The following is an 18,128-nucleotide window of genomic DNA, read 5'->3' as shown; positions in this document are numbered from 1 at the left end:
GTCGCTATGCGCGCAGCATCCAGGGCTGAAATCGCTCGATGATCTCGGGCGTCAGCGGGGTCGGTTTGCGGGTCGTGGCATCCACCAGAACCGTGACCGCTTCCGCCGAGGCGGTGCAGACGTCGCCCGCGAACACCACCTGCGCGAAGGTCGCGGAGGTCCGCCCGAGCTTCGAGACGCCGATCCCCAGCTCGAAGCTTCCAGGCCAGTGCATTTCGGCGCGGAAATCGATGGCGAGATGCACCAGCATCCAGCTCAGGCCCTTCGGCATCAGTCCGCGGTCGCCGCTGCGCAGCAGCGTGACGCGCGCCGTCTCGAAATAGGTCGAATAGACCCCGTTGTTGACATGCTTGTTGGGATCGAGGTCGCCGTAGCGGACGTTATCGGCCAGGCGGAACGGGTAGTCTTCCAGCTTGAAACTGGACTGTGGGCGGATCGGCGCGTTCAACGAATAAGTCTCCGGATTTATGCACCCTTACCTGAAAAAAGCCGGTCGTCACAAGCCGGTGGAGCATGCCCGCCAGCCCGAAAATCCCTTCCCCAGAGGGGCCGTCTTGGCTAGACAATGCCCTTAAAAGCGGCGCCTTACGCGCCCGCACCTCGATCTTTCTCCCATTACAGACCGGAACGAGCATGACCGACACGATCAAAACTGATGTCCTGATTATCGGCGCCGGCCCCTGCGGGCTGTTCGCCGTGTTCGAACTCGGCCTGCTCGATATGAAAGTGCATCTGGTCGATATTCTCGACAAGCTGGGCGGACAGTGCGCCGAGCTTTATCCGGAGAAGCCGATCTATGACATTCCGGCGATTCCGATGGTCACCGGGCAGGGCCTCACCGATGCCCTGATGGAACAGATCAAGCCGTTCAATCCGACCTTCCATCTCAACGAGATGGTCGAGACCATCGAGAAGATCGGCGACCCGCTGTTCCGCGTGACGACCGACGCCGGTCAGGTGTTCGAGACCAAGGTCGTGGTGATCTCGGCAGGCGGCGGCTCGTTCCAGCCGAAGCGTCCGCCGGTGCCCGGCATCGAGGCCTATGAAGGCACCTCGGTGTTCTATGCCGTGCGCAAGATGGAGCAGTTCCGCGGCAAGGATCTGCTGATCGTCGGCGGCGGCGACAGCGCGCTCGACTGGGTGCTGAACCTGCAGCCGATCGCCAGGCGCGTGACGCTGCTGCATCGCCGTGACGACTTCCGCGCGGCGCCGCACAGCGTCGATCAGATGCGCAAGCTCGTTGCCGCGGGCAAGATGAATCTGAAGCTCGGACAGGTGACCGCGCTCGAAGGCGAGAACGGTATGCTGTCCGGCGCGATGGTGAAGGGCAACGACAACGAGACCTTCAAGATCGACTGCAACACCATGCTGCCGTTCTTCGGACTGACCATGAAGCTCGGTCCGGTCGCGAACTGGGGCGTCAAGCTCGAGAACAATCTGGTGCCGGTGGATACCGAGGCGTTCGAGACCAACGTGCCCGGCATCTTCGCCATCGGCGACATCAACACCTATCCCGGCAAGCTGAAGCTCATTCTCTCCGGCTTCCATGAAGGCGCGTTGATGGCGCAGAAGGCGAGCCGCTACGTCTTCCCGGACAAGCGCGTTGTGTTCCAGTACACCACGTCGTCGTCGAGCCTGCAGAAAAAGCTCGGCGTGAATTGAAGCGTTCGAGTTTTTCAACCTGTCATTCCGGGATGCGCCTCTTGGCGCAGGCCCGGAATCCATTCTTTGTCGCAACCTTGGATTTCGGGTTCGCGCGAAGGGCGCGCCCCGGAATGACGGTTTTTCCGATAGTCAGGCTGATTATTGTCTTGTAGGCGTCGCCGGCGAGAGCGGTTCGCTGACCACTGGTGCTTCTGACAGACCAAGTCCCAGCACGCTCATTGCGGCGGGGAGTGCCGCGTCCGCCATTGCGGCATGACCTTCGGCGGTCGGATGGATCGCACCGCCATAGACGGCGGAGAGCACGCCCCACGTCGCGTCATGAATGTCGCCCGGCTGGTTGGTCGGCGCTTTCTGTGCCTGCGGATAAGTCATCGCCGTGAAATAGCTGTCATTGGCATCGCGGATCCAGCGCGCGCGCGGCGAGTACGGACGGAAGTCGCTGGCGCCCGCGCCGCAGACCAGCGGATTGTTCGCGGCATCGACGATGTCCGCGACGAAGCTTTCGCCCTTTGCGGAGAAACATTCACGGTCGAACGGCGGATCGGTCTCGGCGCGCGCGCAGAACCCGTGACTGGCGAAGGCGGCTTGATGCTGATCGACGAAGGTCATGCGGTCGCGCGCGGGATTGCCGCACAGCACGCCGCCGGTGCATGTCGCCAGCTTCTTGAGCGACGGCAGAAACTCGCTCTGCACGAATTCGGTGACCTCGGCGAGGCGCTGCGGGTCGGCGTTGAATGCGGGATGAATGTCGAAGCCGGCGCGTCCGCCGGGGCAGGGGGCGCCATTCAGCAGCGACGGGTTCGCGTAGGATGTGTAGATCACGCGCGAGAGGTCGCCGCCGACGAAAGGTTTCAGCGCCTGCCGCAGTTTGTTGAAATCCTGCGGCAGTTCGCGTTGCAGGGTGGAGCGTGCCTCATCGACCGAACTAAGGACGCCGGTGCGCCGTGACAAGGCGCGTTCGGTCTGCCGTTCGACAATGACGTCGGCGACAAGTCCCGAGAAGTCGACATCGTTGGCGCCGATCGAGAGCAGAATGAGATCAAGCCCGCGATCCGGCTGGCGCTTCGTTGCCGCGGTCAGCGCCTCGCGCAATTCGGCGATCTGCGCATTCACCGTGCCCTGACAGGTCAGGCTGTTCTTGCCGACCACGCATTCGCGGGCGCGCTGCGCGCCGAACATGCCCTCATCGATCGTCGCGCCGGTGCAGGCCAGCGGCAAATAAGTCACCGCGATCTGCGGATTCTGCGCGGCCAGCGCGATCGCCATGCGGGCCTGGTAGCTGTAGAGCGAACGGTGGCACGCCGGATTCATCCATTGCGCGCCGGCGCGCTGCCAGTTCTGCAGGCTGGTGCCGTCGGAGGTATCGCAGGCACGCGCGCCCTTGAAGCCCGCGCGGCCGGGTCGGAAGTACATTCCAGCAGGCCCGCCGAGATAAGAACGGAAACAGAAGCCATCGTCGCTGAGCGTCACTGCGCGGTCCGGGTTGCCTTCGCCCGATGCGATCGAGTCACCGAGGCCTGCAATGAAAATGTCGCGCACCGCGATCTGTGTCGTGACCCGTTGCGGTGCCTCCGATCCGCTTGAGACGTCCACGGTGACGGGCGTCGGCCGGCCGTAGCGGACGCGCAGGTTGATCGGCTCGGCGCAATCGAGCGTCGACTGCCGCGGCGGATCGCCGTCCTCGAAGGTCCATGCGCAGGTCGCGCCGACCGGCACCGCGCCGGTGAGACGGATCGTCACCGGATGATCGGTGGGCGTGAGATAGCTTTCCTTCACGCCGTCGCGCGTGCAGGGCTCGCTGACACGGCCCGTTGCATCAATGCACAGGCGTCCCAGTATGTTGCGCGCCCAGCCGCGGCCGTCGCTCTGCGTTGCCAGTGCCTGTTCGGATTCAAGAATGGAGCGGCCGCTGAGCGACGCGATATGAAGCTGGAAATCGCGCTCCTCGCGAAACAGGCGGAAGCGATTGCGGACTTCCCACGAAATCTGCATCGCCGTCGTGAGCTGCGGAACGGGCTGTGCGACGGAAGGCGGCACGAGCGGCGTCTGCGCCGCAGCAGCACTTGCCATCGCGCCGCCGAGCGCCGCGATCAGGAGCGATAAGCGGATGACGCGCGACTTGAGCATGAGGGTTTGAAGCCGACGGATAAGGCCAAAATGTGGGGCGGGGCTGAAACCTAAGATACGTTTCGCGACCCCACAAGCCACATCTTTGTGCGCAGAATTACTCCGCGGCCTGCTTCGGCTTCGACTGTGGAGGTGACGATTGCGCGACGGCGGGCGCGGGCTGGAGTTTTCGGCTCTGTTGCCACGGCAGGATGACGCTGAGCCACAATTCCCGGATGCCGAGGATCGTGATCGATGTGGCGAACGGGATCAGGAAGTAGAGGATGCGGAACACCAGCAGTGACGCCAGCAATTCCTCCTTGCCGAGCATCGGCAGGCCGACCAGCATCGCCGCATCGAACACGCCGAGACTGCCGGGCGCGTGACTGGCAAAGCCGAGCAGGGTGGCGAGAATGAACACGACGGAGAGCGTCACGAAATCGAGGTCGGGGCTCGACGGCGCGAGGAGATACATCGCAAACGCGCAGAATCCGAGATCGACCACGCCGATCAGGATTTGCAGCGCCGTAAGCGGCGCTGACGGCAGATGAACCTTCCAGCCGTCCTTGCCGAGCTTGCGGCGGCCCTTGCCGGTGGCGATCCATGTCAGATAGATGCCGATGCCTGCGAGCAGACCGACGCCGATCAACTGGTTGATGCTTTCGGGCAGCAGATCGATCGATGATGCGGCGGCCGGGTGCCAGATCATTCCGATGCCGAGCACGAAGGTGTTGCCGAGCCAGAATGTCAGGCCGGAGATGAAACAGATTTTCGCGACATCGATCGCGGTCAGCCCCCAGTCCGAATAGATGCGGAAACGGATCGCGCCGCCGGTGAACACCGTGGCGCCGATGTTGTGGCCGATCGTGTAGCTGGTGAAGCTCGACAGCGCGGCGATGCGATAGGGAACGTGCATCTTGCCGATCGTGCGCAACGCGAAAAGGTCATAGAACGTCAGCGTGAAGAACGCGCACAGCACGCACACTGCGGCGAGCGCGATCTGGCCTTGGGATTTTTCGGCAAGCGCAGTCAAAACGATCGCCGTATCCACGCCCTTGAGGGTGCGGAACAGATGCATGATCGCAATGGTCACGATAATTAGGCTGGCAACGATCCCGAGCCGTTTCCAGCCGATTCGTTCCCTGAAAACACGCCCTAGCGTGCTCAACACTTGTTGCATTCGTCCTCCCGGCAGGGCGCGTAACCTATAGAAGCCGATTGAGGCGACAGTGAGCAAGCGGCTGCGGCGGTACTCATACGCGAAATCCCATGCTTGGAAAATAGGTCGTTGTGCGGCGCAAGGTGCCGTTATTGCTAAGAAACCGGGGCCGGCCGGGCTGTCATCTTTGCTTCATATCAGGCCGGATGCCGCGATTCATCGATTAGCCGGATATGGGAAACGAAGATGCTGTTGCAAAGGGTGAGAGACGCCAATCCTTTTCATTGGTTGCGATGATCTTCAGGAACATCCGCGTCTTCTTGATGGAATCTATGCGCTCAGGCAGAGCAGCCGTGTTGTAAAGGATTGTCGACGAGGAAAAGGCAGCCGACCGGAAGCTGACACAACTGGGCGAAAATGGGATCAACCAGAAGGCGGCAAGCCAGCCACGGCTACGATTCAACGTGAGGCTGAATGAGGCAAAAAGCCGCGCCGGCGCAAGCTCGGGGCGGCCTTTCATGCCAAGGGATCAGGCCCGGCGCATTGCGAACTTCGCGCCGCAGAACGCCATGACGGCGCCAAGCCCGAGGGCGGCGAGACCTGCGAGCACACCGGCCAGTGTCGGGATCGCGCTCGGTGCTGCCGCGGCCTGACCCGCGGCCGCCAGCATGATAACGCCGACCACGACCAGAAACTGCCGCAGCCGAAGCGAGATCTGACCGGATACTGCGCTCTGCATCAGCGACGCGGAAATGAAGCCTGCCAGAAACGCCACCGCGGCGATCAGCCACCAGGCCAGCGCGGCACGCGCGGGCATCAGTTCGGGCACATCGGTGCGCCACAGGTCGCCGAGATTGAGATTGAAGCGCTGGATGATGATGTGGATGCCGAGCGCAAGCAGCACGCCGAACAGGATCGATGCGGCAAGAACGATAGTTTGCGAGAAATAGGCAGGCTTGGCCATCAGGGTGTTTCGTCCGGGCACGGCAGGCTGCTATGACTTGTAGAATAGCGGCCGGTGGTCCCGCAAGGTGACCGGCCCCCGATTGCAGCCGATTGAAGGATTTTCATGCTCTCGCAATTGTTCGGTGCCACGCCGCGCGCCGGAGTGAAAGGCCTGGAGGTGGCTGGCGACGGCACGCAATATATCTTCAAGCCATCACTGGTCGGGGGCGCGTCGCAATTCGACCTCACCGGCGAGGGACTGTCCTGGCAGGTGAGAGGAAAGCATGGTGTCTGGCCGCTGGAGAAGATAGCGGCGATTCGTCTGTCGTATCGTCCGGTGTCGATGCAGTCGCGGCGATTTCGTGCCGACATCGAGGACACGCGCGGCGAACGCGTGACGCTTTACTCAACGACGTGGCACACCGTCGCGCTGATGTCGCCGCAGGACAACGGCTACCGCGCGTTCATCGTGGAATTGCATCGCCGCCTTGCCGCGATCGGCAGCAAAGCCGTGCTGGTGGTCGGAATTAACCCGGCGATCTACACGGCGGGGCTTGTCGTGCTTGGACTTGTCGGTGTCTCAATGCTTGGATTGCTGATCCGTGCGCTGATCACGGGTGAGTTTGCCGGCGCGCTGTTCCTGATCGGGTTTGCTGCGCTGTTCGGCTGGCAGATCGGCGGCTTCCTGCGGCGTAACAAGCCGCGCATCTACACGTTCGATGCTTTGCCGAAGGACGTCCTGCCGTAACAGGAGGTCAGCTCGGCCGGGCGTCGTTGGCCGGCCCGGCCAAACCTTACCGCCCGATGATGGGGATCACCCTCTGGCGGCGAGCGGACCATAGTCCAGGATGAAGCTGGAGAGAAGTCAGCAGAAACGGCGAAAACCGTTTCGTGATGGGTGTGCAACCTTAATGCCGCACCACGAGCACTGAGCATTTTGCATAACGCACGACGTGCCCTGCGTTCGAGCCGAGAAAATAACTCTGCATCGAGGGCCGGTGCGATGTCATGACGATCAGGTCGGCGCCGATGTCGGCGGCTTCCTCGAGCACCTCATGATAGATGCCACCCTGGCGCACGGTGACCGAGATGCGCTTGCTGTCGATTCCGGATTCGCGCGCCACGATGGCGAGCGCTTCCTCGGATGACTGGCGCTGCTGAATCTCGAAATCGGGCGGCACATATTCCGCCAGCATCACCGGCGTGATCGGCATCACGTTGACCAGCCGCACCAGTCCGCCGGAGGATTTCGACAAGGACGCCGCCGTCTCGATGGCCGGTTTTGCGAGATCGGTATCGGCAAGGTCGATGGGGACGAGGATAGATTGAAACATCGGTCTCTCCGGTCGCGCGCGTTGGAATGATCACGATGGATTCGTTGGCGGCAAGATGCAAGGCCGCTTCACCTGAGGGCGTTACGCCCCCTCAGATCCTTCGCGCAGCAGCTTCGGGCTTGCGAAGCGCTCGAGCCGTCCGGTGCGAAAGCCGACCTTCTCCCAGTCGTCGATCTTGAAATCGATCACGGTGACGCCCGCCGTCGGCAGGTTGCTCGCCAGCGCCTGACGCCCGGCGGAATCGCCGCTGGCGACAAGGCCGAGCGCCAGTTCATGCAGTCCCGGGTTGTGCGCGAGAATCAGCAGACATTGCGGATCTGCATCCGCGACACCGTGAATGATCCGCAGCAGTTCGGATGGATCGGCGCCGTACAATGCCGGCAAATGTTTTACCCGCACAGATGGCATCGCTGCGCGAAGCAACTCCCAGCTTTCCTGGGTGCGCGTTGCGGTCGATACCAGCACGAGGTCCGGCCGATAGTCGTGCAGGGCAAGCCATCGCCCCATCTCCGCGCCGTCATGCCGGCCGCGCTCGTCGAGACGGCGATCCTGATCCCTGCCGGAAGGGGCGTCCCGCTCGGTCTTGGCGTGGCGCAGCAGGATCAGACGGCGCATATCGTGATCTCGTTTCGGTGGGCGTGGCAAATGATGCGAACTTCGGTGGTGAACCACTAGGGCACGGCCCGGAATAGTGTACAAGCTTACGTCCGATATTGTGACGGACGGGGACACCGTTACACCCAGAAAATACAGCTTGCGACAGGCGATCTTGGAACAGCGACCATGGACAACCCTTCGGTGAATTCGTCGGCGGATCTGCCGGGCCGCCCGCGGCTGACGTTCGACCTCGATGTCGACATCTGCGTGATCGGGGGAGGGCTCGCTGGTCTGACCATGGCGCGGGAAGCGGCGCGAATGGGCGCAAGCGTCGCGCTCCTTGAAGGCCGTGAGATCGGGTGGAATGCGTCGGGCCATAATCTCGGCACCGTCATGCCGGGCTACGGCATCGCGGTGTCCGATTTGATCGACCGTGTCGGCTTTGATAACGCGCGCGAACTGTGGTCGCTGGCGCAGGAAGGCGCCGACTATGTCCGCGCCACCGTGACCGGCAACGCCATGCCCGGCGTGACGCTGACGGAAGGCGCGCTCGAAGTTTCCACAGTCGATGCCGGCGATGAACTCATCAGCCGGTTGCAGACGCTCGGAGAAGATTTCGGCACCGAGATCGAAGGCTGGCAGATCGACCGCGTTCGCGAGACGCTGAAAACCGATCGCTACTTTCATGCGATTCATTTCCCGAAGGCGTTTCAGATCGACGGGCGGCGATATGTCCATGGTCTTGCGGCGCTGGCGGAAGAGGCGGGCGTGCGAATCTTCGAGGACACGCCCGTGATCGGTCTCGATCCGGCGGGCATCCGCAAGCGCGTCTTCACGCCGTCCGCGAAACTGCGTTGCACCCATGTTGTGCTCGCGGGCAATGCGCATCTTGGCGCGCCGGGCCGGCGTCTCACGGCAACGCTGCTGCCGACATGGCGATACGCGGTGCTGACCGAGCCGCTCGGCGAGCGGCTTGCCGATGCGATCACCTTTCAGGGGTCGGTCACCGATACCCATGACATCGATCACTTCCGCATTGTCGAGGGCGACCGGCTGTTGTGGTCGAGCCCGGAAACGACATGGCAGGGCGATCCGCAGCGTTATGCGAAGCGCATCCAGAATCGCATCTCCGCGTTTTTCCCGAAACTCAAGCAGGTCGGGATTGCCGAGGCCTGGAGCGGGATGTTCGGACAGACCGTGCACGGCATGCCGCAGATCGGCGAACTGCAACTGGGTCTTTGGGTGCTGAGCGGCTTCGGCCGCCAGGGATTGAACACGACGGCGATGGGCGGTCAGCTTCTCGCGCGCAGCATTCTGCATGGCGATGATCGCTGGCGGCTGTTTTCGCCGTTCGAGTTGGTCTGGGCCGGCGGCTCGGCCGGGCGTGCGGCGGGGCAGGTGTTCAACATCTGGTCGCGCGGCTATTCGAATGCGGCCAGCGCATTGTCGCGCTATCGCGAGCGCGCCCGCGGCCGCGAACAGATGCGGGAACGCGCCCGGGAGGCGCGGATTGCGGCGGCCAGGGCGCAGACCGCCCGATTGAAATAACACTCTGCCGGCGGGGTTATTGGAACATGAGGGCTGAGGCCGTTCCGGCCTCGCGGGAAAGTGAGCCTGCGGCTGGAGCGTTGCTGTAACTTTTCGCGAAATGGACCGTAGATCGTGATGGACAGCCCGTTTCCCGACTTGCACGGAGCTTTGACGATGATCGACCGCCGTATCCTGCTCGCATCCGCGATGAGTCTCGCCGCATTTTCGGCATTCCGCTGGCTTGGTCTGGGCAGTGCCAGTGCGGGTGAAAAATCCGCCGAGAAATTCGAGGTCGAGAAGACGCCCGAGGAATGGCGCAAGCAGCTGACCCCCGCCCAATATAATGTGCTGCGCGAAGCCGGCACCGAGCGCCCGTTTACCAGCCCGCTGAACAAGGAGAAGCGCAAGGGAACCTTCACCTGCGCCGGCTGCGACCTGCCGCTGTTTGCCTCCGAGACCAAGTTTGACAGCGGCACCGGCTGGCCGAGCTTCTATCAGGCGCTCCCCAACGCCATCCTCGAGAAGTCCGATCGCAGCTACATGATGGTGCGGACCGAGACCCTGTGCCGGCGGTGCGGCGGCCATCTCGGCCATGTGTTCGACGACGGCCCGAAGCCCACCGGCCTGCGCTACTGCATGAACGGGCTGGCGCTGACCTTCAAACCCGCGGACGGCTCATCCTCCTGATTTCGCGCGGCAATTCTTGCCCGCTAGGCAATTGTGCCCCGGTCTTTTGGCCGGGGTATTTCTTTTAGTGCATTGATATTGCAGCATAAATGCTGTTGGCACGGCGCTTGCGATCTCTTCTTCGAATACGGCCATGGCTATGGACACACCGGCGGGCCGCCCGGATCGAAGTTGGAGAAAATGTAATGGGTCTCTTTGGCGCACTCACCACGTCCGTCGCAGGTCTTCGTGCTCAGTCCTATGCGCTCGAAAACATCTCCGGAAACATCGCGAACTCGCAGACAACAGCGTTCAAGCGCATCGATACGAGTTTCCTCGACCTCATTCCCGAAACCGGCACCAACAACCAGCTCGCCGGCAGTGTCGCGACCAACTCGCGTGAAACCAACACGGTGCAGGGCGACGTCCAGAAGGCCGCGGTTTCGACTTACATGGCGATCAGCGGCGACGGCTTCTTCGTGGTGCAGAAGCCCGGCAGCTTCACCGACAGCAACCCGGTCTTCAACGGCGTCAACAACTACACGCGCCGCGGCGACTTCACGCTCGACAAGAACGGCTATCTGGTGAACGGCGCCGGTTATTATCTCGAAGGCATTCCGATCGACCCGACCACGGGCAACGTCACCGGCAGCAATCCGCAGGTTCTGAAATTCGGGGGCGACTTCCTGCCCGCGCAGCCCACCTCGACCGTGACCTATCGCGCCAACCTGGCCTCGTATCCAATCACCACGAAGAGCGACAAGTCCGTTCCGGGTTCGGAACTGCTCAACGTCGGCGACTTCACCGTCAATCCGAGCACGGTCGGCACGCCGCCGCTGCCTTATCTCGACAACGTCGGAAGCGGCGCGTCGATGAACAGCGCGCTGACCACCGCGACCAAGATCAACGGCACGACCGCGCTGTCGGGCGCGCCGAACACCAACTCACTGTCGGCGAGCTTTGCGGCTGGCGACACGATCACGGTGAACGGAACGCCGATTACTTTCACCGACGCATCCAGCGTTCCGCCGAACCAGAATGACGCGACCCATATCCCGATCGGCAGCACCATCGATCAGCTCCTCGACAAGATTGACGGGCTGAGCGGCAACTCCGCGCTGTCCTCGACCGTCAGCAACGGCTCCGTGCAGTTGCATACGGGTCTGGCGAATAACCTGGTTATCACCTCGAGCAATGCAACGGCGTTTGCTGCGCTCGGGTTCTCCGGCACCGTCACCGTGAATCGCCTGGGTGGCGGTTCGGCGGGCGCCGGTCAGGTCATCGGCTCCGACGCCGCGACATTCATTTCGCAATCGATCGCGGGCGGCGCCACCACCGGCTACGACATCTCCGGCTCGCCTGTCAGCATCCAGTTCCGCTGGGCGAAGATGGACTCATCCACGCTCGGCCCAGGTCATACCGACAAGTGGAACATGTTCTATCAGGTCGATCCGAACGCGACGGGCGGCGCGACGGCCTGGCAGAATATGGGCACCGATTTCACGTTCAGCGCAAACGGACAGCTCACCCCGGCGGTGGCATCGGTGACGCTCACCACTCCGACCATCAGCGGCATCACGCTGGGCAACGTCACCGTGAACTTCGGCGTCAGCGGCCTGACCTCGTTCGCCGATGCCAACGGCAACGCGCAGGTCAACGACATTCACCAGGACGGCTTCCCGGCGGGTTCGTTGCAGACGGTTTCGATCGGCGACAACGGCCGCGTAGTCGGCAACTATTCCAACGGCCGCAACATCGATCTGGCGCAGATCACGCTGGCGACGTTCAACGGCGCGAACTTCCTGAAGCGCCTCGATGGCGGCGCGTTCGAGGAGACCGATCAGTCCGGTAACGCGGTTTTCGGAAAGGCCGGCACCATCACGGGTTCGGCGCTCGAAGGATCCAACAGCGATATCGCGGACGAGTTCACCAAGCTGATCGTTACGCAGCAGGCTTATTCGGCGAACACCAAGGTCATCACCACTGCAAACCAGATGGCGCAGGATCTGCTGAACGTGCTGCGATAATCGCTGAACACATCGTCGCGTGATCCGACCTGAGATGGGCAGTATGTTATGGGTCTGAGCCAAGCTCTTTCAACCGCGATGGCCGGCTTGCGGGCAAACCAGGCGTCGCTCGCGCTGGTTTCGTCCAACGTAGCGAACGCGGAAACGCCGGGTTACGTCCGTAAGACGACCAACCAGATCCAGACCGCGGTCGGCAACGGCGCCGGCGTCGAAACCATCGGCGTCAATCGCGTCCTCGACGATTACATCCAGAGCCAGTTGCGGACGGAAACCTCGGGCGCGGCCTACACCCGCACGCGTGCGAATTTCCTGAACAACCTCCAGAGCGTCTATGGTGATCCGGATTCGTCTGCCACGATTGAAGCGGCATTCAATTCGCTCACGACCGCGCTTCAGGCGCTCTCGACGAGCCCCGACTCGCAATCGGCGCGCACCGGCGTGCTCAATGCGGCGCAGGCGCTGGCCCAGCAGTTGAATTCGACCTCGCAAGGCATCCAGGCTCTGCGCAACAGCGCCGAGACGGGGATAGCCAATTCGGTCTCCACGGCCAACAACGCCCTGACCCAGATCGCCAAGATCAACCGGCAATTGCAGGGCTATGCCAACCAGGACGCCGCGACGGCGGCGTTGCTGGATCAGCGCGATCAGTTCATCACGCAGTTGTCGGGACTGATGGACGTGCGCGTGGTCAAGGGCGAGGGAAATCAGGTTTCCGTTTACACGACCTCGGGCACGCAACTCGTCGGCGGCTCCGATGCGGCGCAACTGTCGTTCAACACTCAAGGCACGGTCACGCCGGAGGCGCAGTGGAACGCTGATCCGTCAAAAAGCACGCTCGGCACCATCTCCATTTCCTATCCGAATGGCGGAAGCATCGATCTCATCTCCAGCGGAGCAATCCGCTCTGGATCGATCGCGGCGTTTCTCGAATTGCGCGATAAGACGCTGGTGCAGGCGCAGGACCAGGTCGACCAGCTCGCGGCAGCGATGGCGAGTGCGGTGTCCGACAAGACCACAGGCGGCACTGCATACCCGCCAGCCACGCCTGTTCCGCCGCCCGGCACGCCCGCCGGCTTCGATCTTGATCTTGCCGGCCTTCAGGCCGGCAACACCGTTCATCTGACCTACACCGACAATATCACCGGCGTTCAACACAATATTTCGATCATCCGCGTGGATGATCCGAGCGCGCTGCCGCTGAAGGACACGGCGACGATCGATCCGAACGACAAGGTGATCGGCGTCGATTTCTCCGGCGGCATGTCGTCGGTCGTCTCGCAGCTCAATGCTGCGCTGGGCGGCGCCAGCATCCAGTTCTCGAACCCGGCCGGCTCGACGCTGCGTGTGGTTGATGACGGCGCGACCGGCTTGTCAGACGTCAATGCCGCATCGGTCACGACGACCGCAACATCGCTGACCGGCGGCGGTCCGCAGGTCGCATTGTTCACCGATGGCGGAAGACCTTACACCGGAGCGATCACGGCATCCGGTTCTCAGCAAACGGGCCTCGCGGGACGCATCACCGTCAATTCCGGATTGCTGGCGGACTCGTCGCGCCTGATTGTCTACAGCACGAGTCCCGCGACACCAGCCGGCGACACCACGCGTTCCGACTTCATCCTGTCGCAACTGACGTCCGGCACTTACAGCTATTCGGCAACGACCGGTATCGGCTCGAGCAGCACGCCCTATAAGGGCACGCTGCTCGGATTCACCCAGCAGTTCACGAACATGCAGGCCAATGCCGCGAGTTCGGCGCAGCAGCTCTCCGACGGTCAGGACGTCGTGCTGAACACGTTGCAGAAAAAAATGGATGCGACCTCGGGCGTGGATATCGACACCGAAATGGCCAACCTGCTGGCGCTGCAAAACGCTTACTCGGCAAATGCCCGCGTGATGTCCACGGTCAATTCGATGTTTCAGTCATTGATGCAGGTACTGTGAGGATCTCATGACAATCGATGGCGTTAGCGGCCGGACTTCGTATCTCGGCTCGTCGATTCTCAATCTGAAGAGTCAGCTCGACACGCTGACGCAGCAGCTCGCTTCTGGAAAGAAGGCGACATCCTATGCCGGTCTCGGCGTCGACTCGGGAACCGCGACGGGGCTGCGCGCGCAGATTTCGTCGATCGCCGCTTTTGCGAACACCGGCACCGTCCTGAATACGCGCATCAATGTCGCGAACCTGTCCTTGCAAGGCATCAAAGACGCAGGCAGCCAGGTCAAGGCTGCGGCCGCAGGCGCAACGCTGAATCTCGACAGCAACGGCAAAACCGCCGGGCAGAAGACCGCGATGGCGTCGTTCACGCAGGTTATCGCGCTTCTCAACACCGAAGTCGGCGGGCGTTACATGTTTTCCGGCCGTGCCACCGATACACCGGCGACAGAGCCGGCCGATGTGATTCTCAACGGCAGCGGCACGCGCGCCGGGTTGAACCAGATCATCGATGAACGTGGTCAGGCTGACGGGATCTCGGGTCTAGGCCGGACAGTGATCACGTCGCCGACGCCGACCTCGGTGACGATCGGCGAAGACGTCGCGGGATCTCCGTTTGGCCTCAAGCTGAGCGCGATTACGACGACCTCGGCGACTGCGACCGTGACCGGCCCCGCGCCGCCGGCGGCGCCTCCCGGCGCGCCTTCGGAAATGTCGGTCGATCTCGGTGCGACCAATCCGGCCGATGGCGACAAGGTCCGCTTCACATTCAGCCTGCCGGACGGCACGTCTGAAACCATCGAACTCACGGCGACGACGACGACGCCGGTGCCTGCCGGCGGCTTCGCCATCGGCGCCGATTCAACGGCGACCGCCGCCAATCTCAAAACCGCGCTCAACACCGCGGTCGGCGCCTTGTCGAACACCGCGCTGGTCGCGGCTTCCGCCATGGCCGCATCCGACAACTTCTTCAGTTCGTCGCCGCCATTGCGGGTCGGCGGTTCTCCGCTCAGTACCGCAACGACGCTCGTGAACGGCACCGCCACCGACACCGTGTCCTGGTACACCGGTGAGGACGGTCCTGATCCGGCGCGCGGAACGGCAGTTGCCGGTATCGATCAATCCATTTCGGTGCAGTACGGCGCGCGGGCCAACGAAGATGCGTTCGTTGCGCAGTTGAAGAACATCGCCGTCTATGCCGCGGTATCGACCAACGCGAGCAATCCGAACGCGAACGGTCAGCTCACCGCACTGAACTCGCGGATTGTCGACAATCTCGCGGTGCATCCGGGTACGCAATCGATCCAGGATATCCAGGCCGATTTCGCCGGTGCGCAGGCTGCGATCCAGACGGCGAAGGATCGGCAGACCCAGACCGGGTCGGTTGCGCAGTCGATGCTGGATTCGATCCAGGGCATCAACGACAACGAGGTCGCAACCAAGATACTTGCGCTGCAGACTTCCTTGCAGGCGTCCTATCAGACCACGGCGTCGCTCTATCAAATGAGCCTTGTAAAGTTCCTCTAGCCGCGCCTGCAACGATGAAACGAAAAAGGCCTCCTTCTGGAGGCCTTTTTTGTTCATTGGTCTGCGTGTGGTGTCAGGCGGCGCTGCTGAGGCTGGCTTCGCGCGCCTGTCCGTCCTTGGCGCTGTCGAGAAGCTGCTTTTCGTAAGCGATCAGTTTTTTCGATTCCTTCAGCGCTCTATAATAGTCGCCGCCTAAAATGTAGTTATTGATCTCTTCGACGAAGCCGGCCGCGCTTGGCGCGACGCTGAGGAAGTCACGCATCACGTCGAAGTACACCGAATGATGCTCCTGCGGATCGTGCGAAATGTACATGAGCTGGACCGCCAGATAGATCAGCTTCGCCGGCGTGTCGGCGGTGTCCGGCGTCAGGATATCTTTCTCTCGCAAGACGGGCAGCCTCTCTCCTTCGATCAGGAATTTCGCGCGCTGATCGGTATTGGTGATGACGCACGACCCGACGATGATCTTTTCGTGCGGCTTGAGTTCGACCTTCAAAGCCATGGCGGTTCTCCGTGCGAGCCGGTTTCAAATCGATCCGGCGGATGGCGCGATCCTTTCGCGTTATGGTTAACGCGAGGTAAACGCCACGGTGACCATAGGGCGGCGGCGTTTAAGAAATAGCCCTGTCAAATCAACGTATTTGCGGTTTGCCGCAGTGCGTCCGCAGCCGCGTTATGCGGACAGTTGAACGAAACCGGTTCACACCTTTTTAGACTGTTGGTTTCAATGTCGGACGGCTCGCTGATCGAAGCTATCAGCGGCACGCTTGTACACGTTGCGTTTTGCGTCACACCAGAAAGGTACGCCCAATGTCTTCTATCGTTCTCTCGTCGTCGGTTCGTCAGAACCTGCTCTCGCTCCAGTCGACCGCAGAGCTTCTGTCGACCACCCAGACCCGCCTTGCCACTGGCAAGAAGGTCAACACCGCTCTCGACAACCCGACCAACTTCTTCACTGCCGCCGGCCTCGATGCCCGCGCCAGCGACATCAACAACCTCCTCGACGGCATCGGCAACGGCGTGCAGGTCATTCAGGCCGCCAACACCGGCATCAGCTCGCTCCAGAAGCTGGTTGATACCGCGAAGTCGATCGCCAACCAGGCTCTCCAGACCCCAGTCGGTTACACCAAGTCGTCCGTGACGTCGCTTGCGACCACCGGCGCGACCGCTGCCAACCTGCTCGGCGATCCTGATACGGCTGCTACGCTCACCGGTGCTGCCACCGGTACTATCGCGGCTGCTTCGGCTCTGACCGGCGCGACCGGCGGTAGCTTCTCTGCCGGCGACACCGTCATCGTCAACGGCACCACGATCAAGGTCACGGCTGCCGGCGCTGGTACTGCGACCGTCACCACCGATCCGGATGGCACGATCAACCTGAACACCACCGCGACCACTGCTGCGACCACGACCGACTTGACCGATGCGATCAAGACGGCTCTTGGCGGCGGCACCGCGGCTGCGTCGATCGCCAGCAACAAGGTCACGATCACGGCTGGCAACACCTCCGACAGCATCACCCTCGGCGGCACCGCGCTGGCCAAGATCGGCCTCACCGCCGGAACGACTGCTCCCACCTCGACGGTGACCGGCAAGACGCTGACCATCGGTGCAACCGGCGGCGGCACTGCGACCAACATCACCTTCGGTAAGGGTGCTGGTCAGATTTCGACCCTGAACGACCTCAACGCGGCTCTGCTGTCGAACAACCTGCAGGCTTCGATCGATACCGCTGGCAAGATCACCATCACCACCTCCAACGATGCCGCTTCGGCGAACATCGGAACCATCGGCGGTACGGCGGCGGCGTTTGCCAGTGCAGCGGCTTCCCAGGCGGTTGCCGATCCGAACTCGCAGGCAACCCGCACCAGCCTGGTCAACCAGTACAACAACGTCATCGACCAGATCCGCACGACGGCTCAGGACGCGTCATACAACGGCGTGAACCTCCTGAACGGCGACCAGCTCAAGCTGGTGTTCAACGAAACCGGCAAGTCGACGCTGAACATCACCGGCGTCAACTTCAACCCGGCTGGCCTTGGTCTTGGCTCGCTGAGCGTTGGCACCGACTTCGTCGACAACGCGGCGACCAACAAGGTTCTGGCTTCTCTGAACACCGCCAGCACCACGCTTCGTTCGCAGGCTTCGGCTCTGGGTTCGAACCTGTCGATCGTGCAGACCCGTCAGGACTTCTCGAAGAGCCTGATCAACGTGCTGCAGACCGGCTCGTCCAACCTGACGCTGGCCGACACCAACGAGGAAGCGGCGAACAGCCAGGCGCTGTCGACCCGCCAGTCGATCGCGGTGTCCGCACTGTCGCTGGCCAACCAGTCGCAGCAGAGCGTTCTCCAGCTGCTCCGCTAATACCGGAAGCACTGCAAACCATCAGAACGGCGGGGGGACCCCCGCCGTTTTTTTATGGGTTTTGCTCGCGGAACGGTGCCGGAAGGCTCAAGCGGAAGGGATTTGAGGGGCAGGCGAGGTGTCGAAACGCATTTACCCTTCGTTAAGGAAACAATTTAATCGGCTCTTAACCATAATTTAAACGGTGCCTCCTAAGAATTGGGGAAAGACGGTCGTTCTCCAAGTTGCATCACGCCGCTTCGTCGCCGGCTTTTGCTTATCTAAGGAAGGTA

The 18,128-nt window shown here is 62.1% G+C and carries 16 protein-coding genes; 8 read left to right on the top strand and 8 right to left on the bottom strand.

The genetic code is table 11. From position 1 onward, the window contains the following. Positions 1–4: 4 nt before the first annotated feature. Positions 5–448, bottom strand: a complete 444-nt coding sequence (locus tag HMPREF9695_RS13740; protein WP_006021459.1) for an acyl-CoA thioesterase — start codon at positions 446–448, stop codon at positions 5–7. A 185-nt stretch (positions 449–633) separates the two neighbouring features. Here HMPREF9695_RS13740 and HMPREF9695_RS13735 point away from each other — a divergent pair, with 185 nt between their 5' ends. Further along, on the top strand, positions 634–1,662 hold the full coding sequence (locus HMPREF9695_RS13735) for an NAD(P)/FAD-dependent oxidoreductase (RefSeq protein WP_006021458.1): 1,029 nt from the start codon (positions 634–636) through the stop codon (positions 1,660–1,662). Positions 1,663–1,803: 141 nt separating this feature from the next. On the opposite strand, the gene HMPREF9695_RS13730 is transcribed toward HMPREF9695_RS13735, so the two are convergent. From HMPREF9695_RS13730 to HMPREF9695_RS13715, 4 genes are all read right to left on the bottom strand, one after another. Then, positions 1,804–3,792 carry an SGNH/GDSL hydrolase family protein gene (locus tag HMPREF9695_RS13730; protein ID WP_006021457.1) on the bottom strand — a complete coding sequence of 663 codons (1,989 nt, stop codon included), beginning with the start codon at positions 3,790–3,792 and terminating at the stop codon, positions 1,804–1,806. A gap of 97 nt (positions 3,793–3,889) precedes the next feature. Then, a complete protein-coding gene (locus HMPREF9695_RS13725) occupies positions 3,890–4,951 on the bottom strand; it encodes a lysylphosphatidylglycerol synthase transmembrane domain-containing protein (protein ID WP_006021456.1) in 1,062 nt (353 codons plus the stop codon). A gap of 202 nt (positions 4,952–5,153) precedes the next feature. Next, positions 5,154–5,450, bottom strand: coding sequence for a hypothetical protein (locus tag HMPREF9695_RS13720; RefSeq protein WP_041712392.1), 297 nt, complete (start codon positions 5,448–5,450; stop codon positions 5,154–5,156). A 9-nt stretch (positions 5,451–5,459) separates the two neighbouring features. Then, positions 5,460–5,894, bottom strand: a complete 435-nt coding sequence (locus tag HMPREF9695_RS13715) for a hypothetical protein (RefSeq protein WP_024918921.1) — start codon at positions 5,892–5,894, stop codon at positions 5,460–5,462. 105 nt (positions 5,895–5,999) lie between these two features. On the opposite strand from HMPREF9695_RS13715, the gene HMPREF9695_RS13710 reads away from it, so the two are divergent. Then, positions 6,000–6,623, top strand: a complete 624-nt coding sequence (locus HMPREF9695_RS13710) for a hypothetical protein (RefSeq protein WP_006021454.1) — start codon at positions 6,000–6,002, stop codon at positions 6,621–6,623. Between the two features lie 160 nt (positions 6,624–6,783). Here HMPREF9695_RS13710 and HMPREF9695_RS13705 read toward each other — a convergent pair whose 3' ends face one another. Beyond that, positions 6,784–7,209: a universal stress protein gene (locus HMPREF9695_RS13705; RefSeq protein WP_006021453.1), complete on the bottom strand. Its 426-nt coding sequence runs from the start codon at positions 7,207–7,209 to the stop codon at positions 6,784–6,786. An 81-nt stretch (positions 7,210–7,290) separates the two neighbouring features. Beyond that, entirely contained in the window at positions 7,291–7,824 is a 534-nt protein-coding gene (locus HMPREF9695_RS13700) for a SixA phosphatase family protein (RefSeq protein ID WP_006021452.1), read from the bottom strand. Positions 7,825–7,992: 168 nt separating this feature from the next. Between HMPREF9695_RS13700 and HMPREF9695_RS13695 the strand changes: the two genes are divergently transcribed. The 5 genes from HMPREF9695_RS13695 to HMPREF9695_RS13675 all read left to right on the top strand — a co-directional run bounded on the left by HMPREF9695_RS13695 (position 7,993) and on the right by HMPREF9695_RS13675 (position 15,492). Beyond that, a complete protein-coding gene (locus tag HMPREF9695_RS13695) occupies positions 7,993–9,354 on the top strand; it encodes an NAD(P)/FAD-dependent oxidoreductase (RefSeq protein ID WP_006021451.1) in 1,362 nt (453 codons plus the stop codon). A 156-nt stretch (positions 9,355–9,510) separates the two neighbouring features. After that, complete coding sequence (gene msrB, locus HMPREF9695_RS13690) at positions 9,511–10,023, top strand: peptide-methionine (R)-S-oxide reductase MsrB (RefSeq protein ID WP_006021450.1); 513 nt, start codon at positions 9,511–9,513, stop codon at positions 10,021–10,023. 185 nt (positions 10,024–10,208) lie between these two features. Further along, positions 10,209–12,029 (top strand): flagellar hook-basal body complex protein, encoded by a 1,821-nt coding sequence (locus HMPREF9695_RS13685; protein ID WP_006021448.1) that lies wholly within the window; start codon positions 10,209–10,211, stop codon positions 12,027–12,029. Positions 12,030–12,077: 48 nt separating this feature from the next. Beyond that, positions 12,078–13,973: a flagellar hook-associated protein FlgK gene (flgK, locus tag HMPREF9695_RS13680; protein WP_006021446.1), complete on the top strand. Its 1,896-nt coding sequence runs from the start codon at positions 12,078–12,080 to the stop codon at positions 13,971–13,973. A gap of 7 nt (positions 13,974–13,980) precedes the next feature. Then, the gene (locus tag HMPREF9695_RS13675; protein ID WP_006021445.1) at positions 13,981–15,492 is read left to right on the top strand and encodes a hypothetical protein; all 1,512 of its coding nucleotides are present in this window, start codon (positions 13,981–13,983) and stop codon (positions 15,490–15,492) included. Positions 15,493–15,565: 73 nt separating this feature from the next. On the opposite strand, the gene flbT is transcribed toward HMPREF9695_RS13675, so the two are convergent. Further along, positions 15,566–15,994 (bottom strand): flagellar biosynthesis repressor FlbT, encoded by a 429-nt coding sequence (gene flbT, locus HMPREF9695_RS13670; protein WP_006021444.1) that lies wholly within the window; start codon positions 15,992–15,994, stop codon positions 15,566–15,568. 308 nt (positions 15,995–16,302) lie between these two features. Here flbT and HMPREF9695_RS13665 point away from each other — a divergent pair, with 308 nt between their 5' ends. Next, positions 16,303–17,856, top strand: coding sequence for a flagellin N-terminal helical domain-containing protein (locus tag HMPREF9695_RS13665; RefSeq protein ID WP_006021442.1), 1,554 nt, complete (start codon positions 16,303–16,305; stop codon positions 17,854–17,856). Positions 17,857–18,128 lie beyond the last annotated feature (272 nt).

It is taken from the genome of Afipia broomeae ATCC 49717 (assembly GCF_000314675.2).
Lineage (GTDB): Bacteria > Pseudomonadota > Alphaproteobacteria > Rhizobiales > Xanthobacteraceae > Afipia > Afipia broomeae.
The sequence above is the reverse complement of the archived record's forward strand: the minus strand, read 5'-3'. Positions and strand labels throughout refer to the sequence as shown.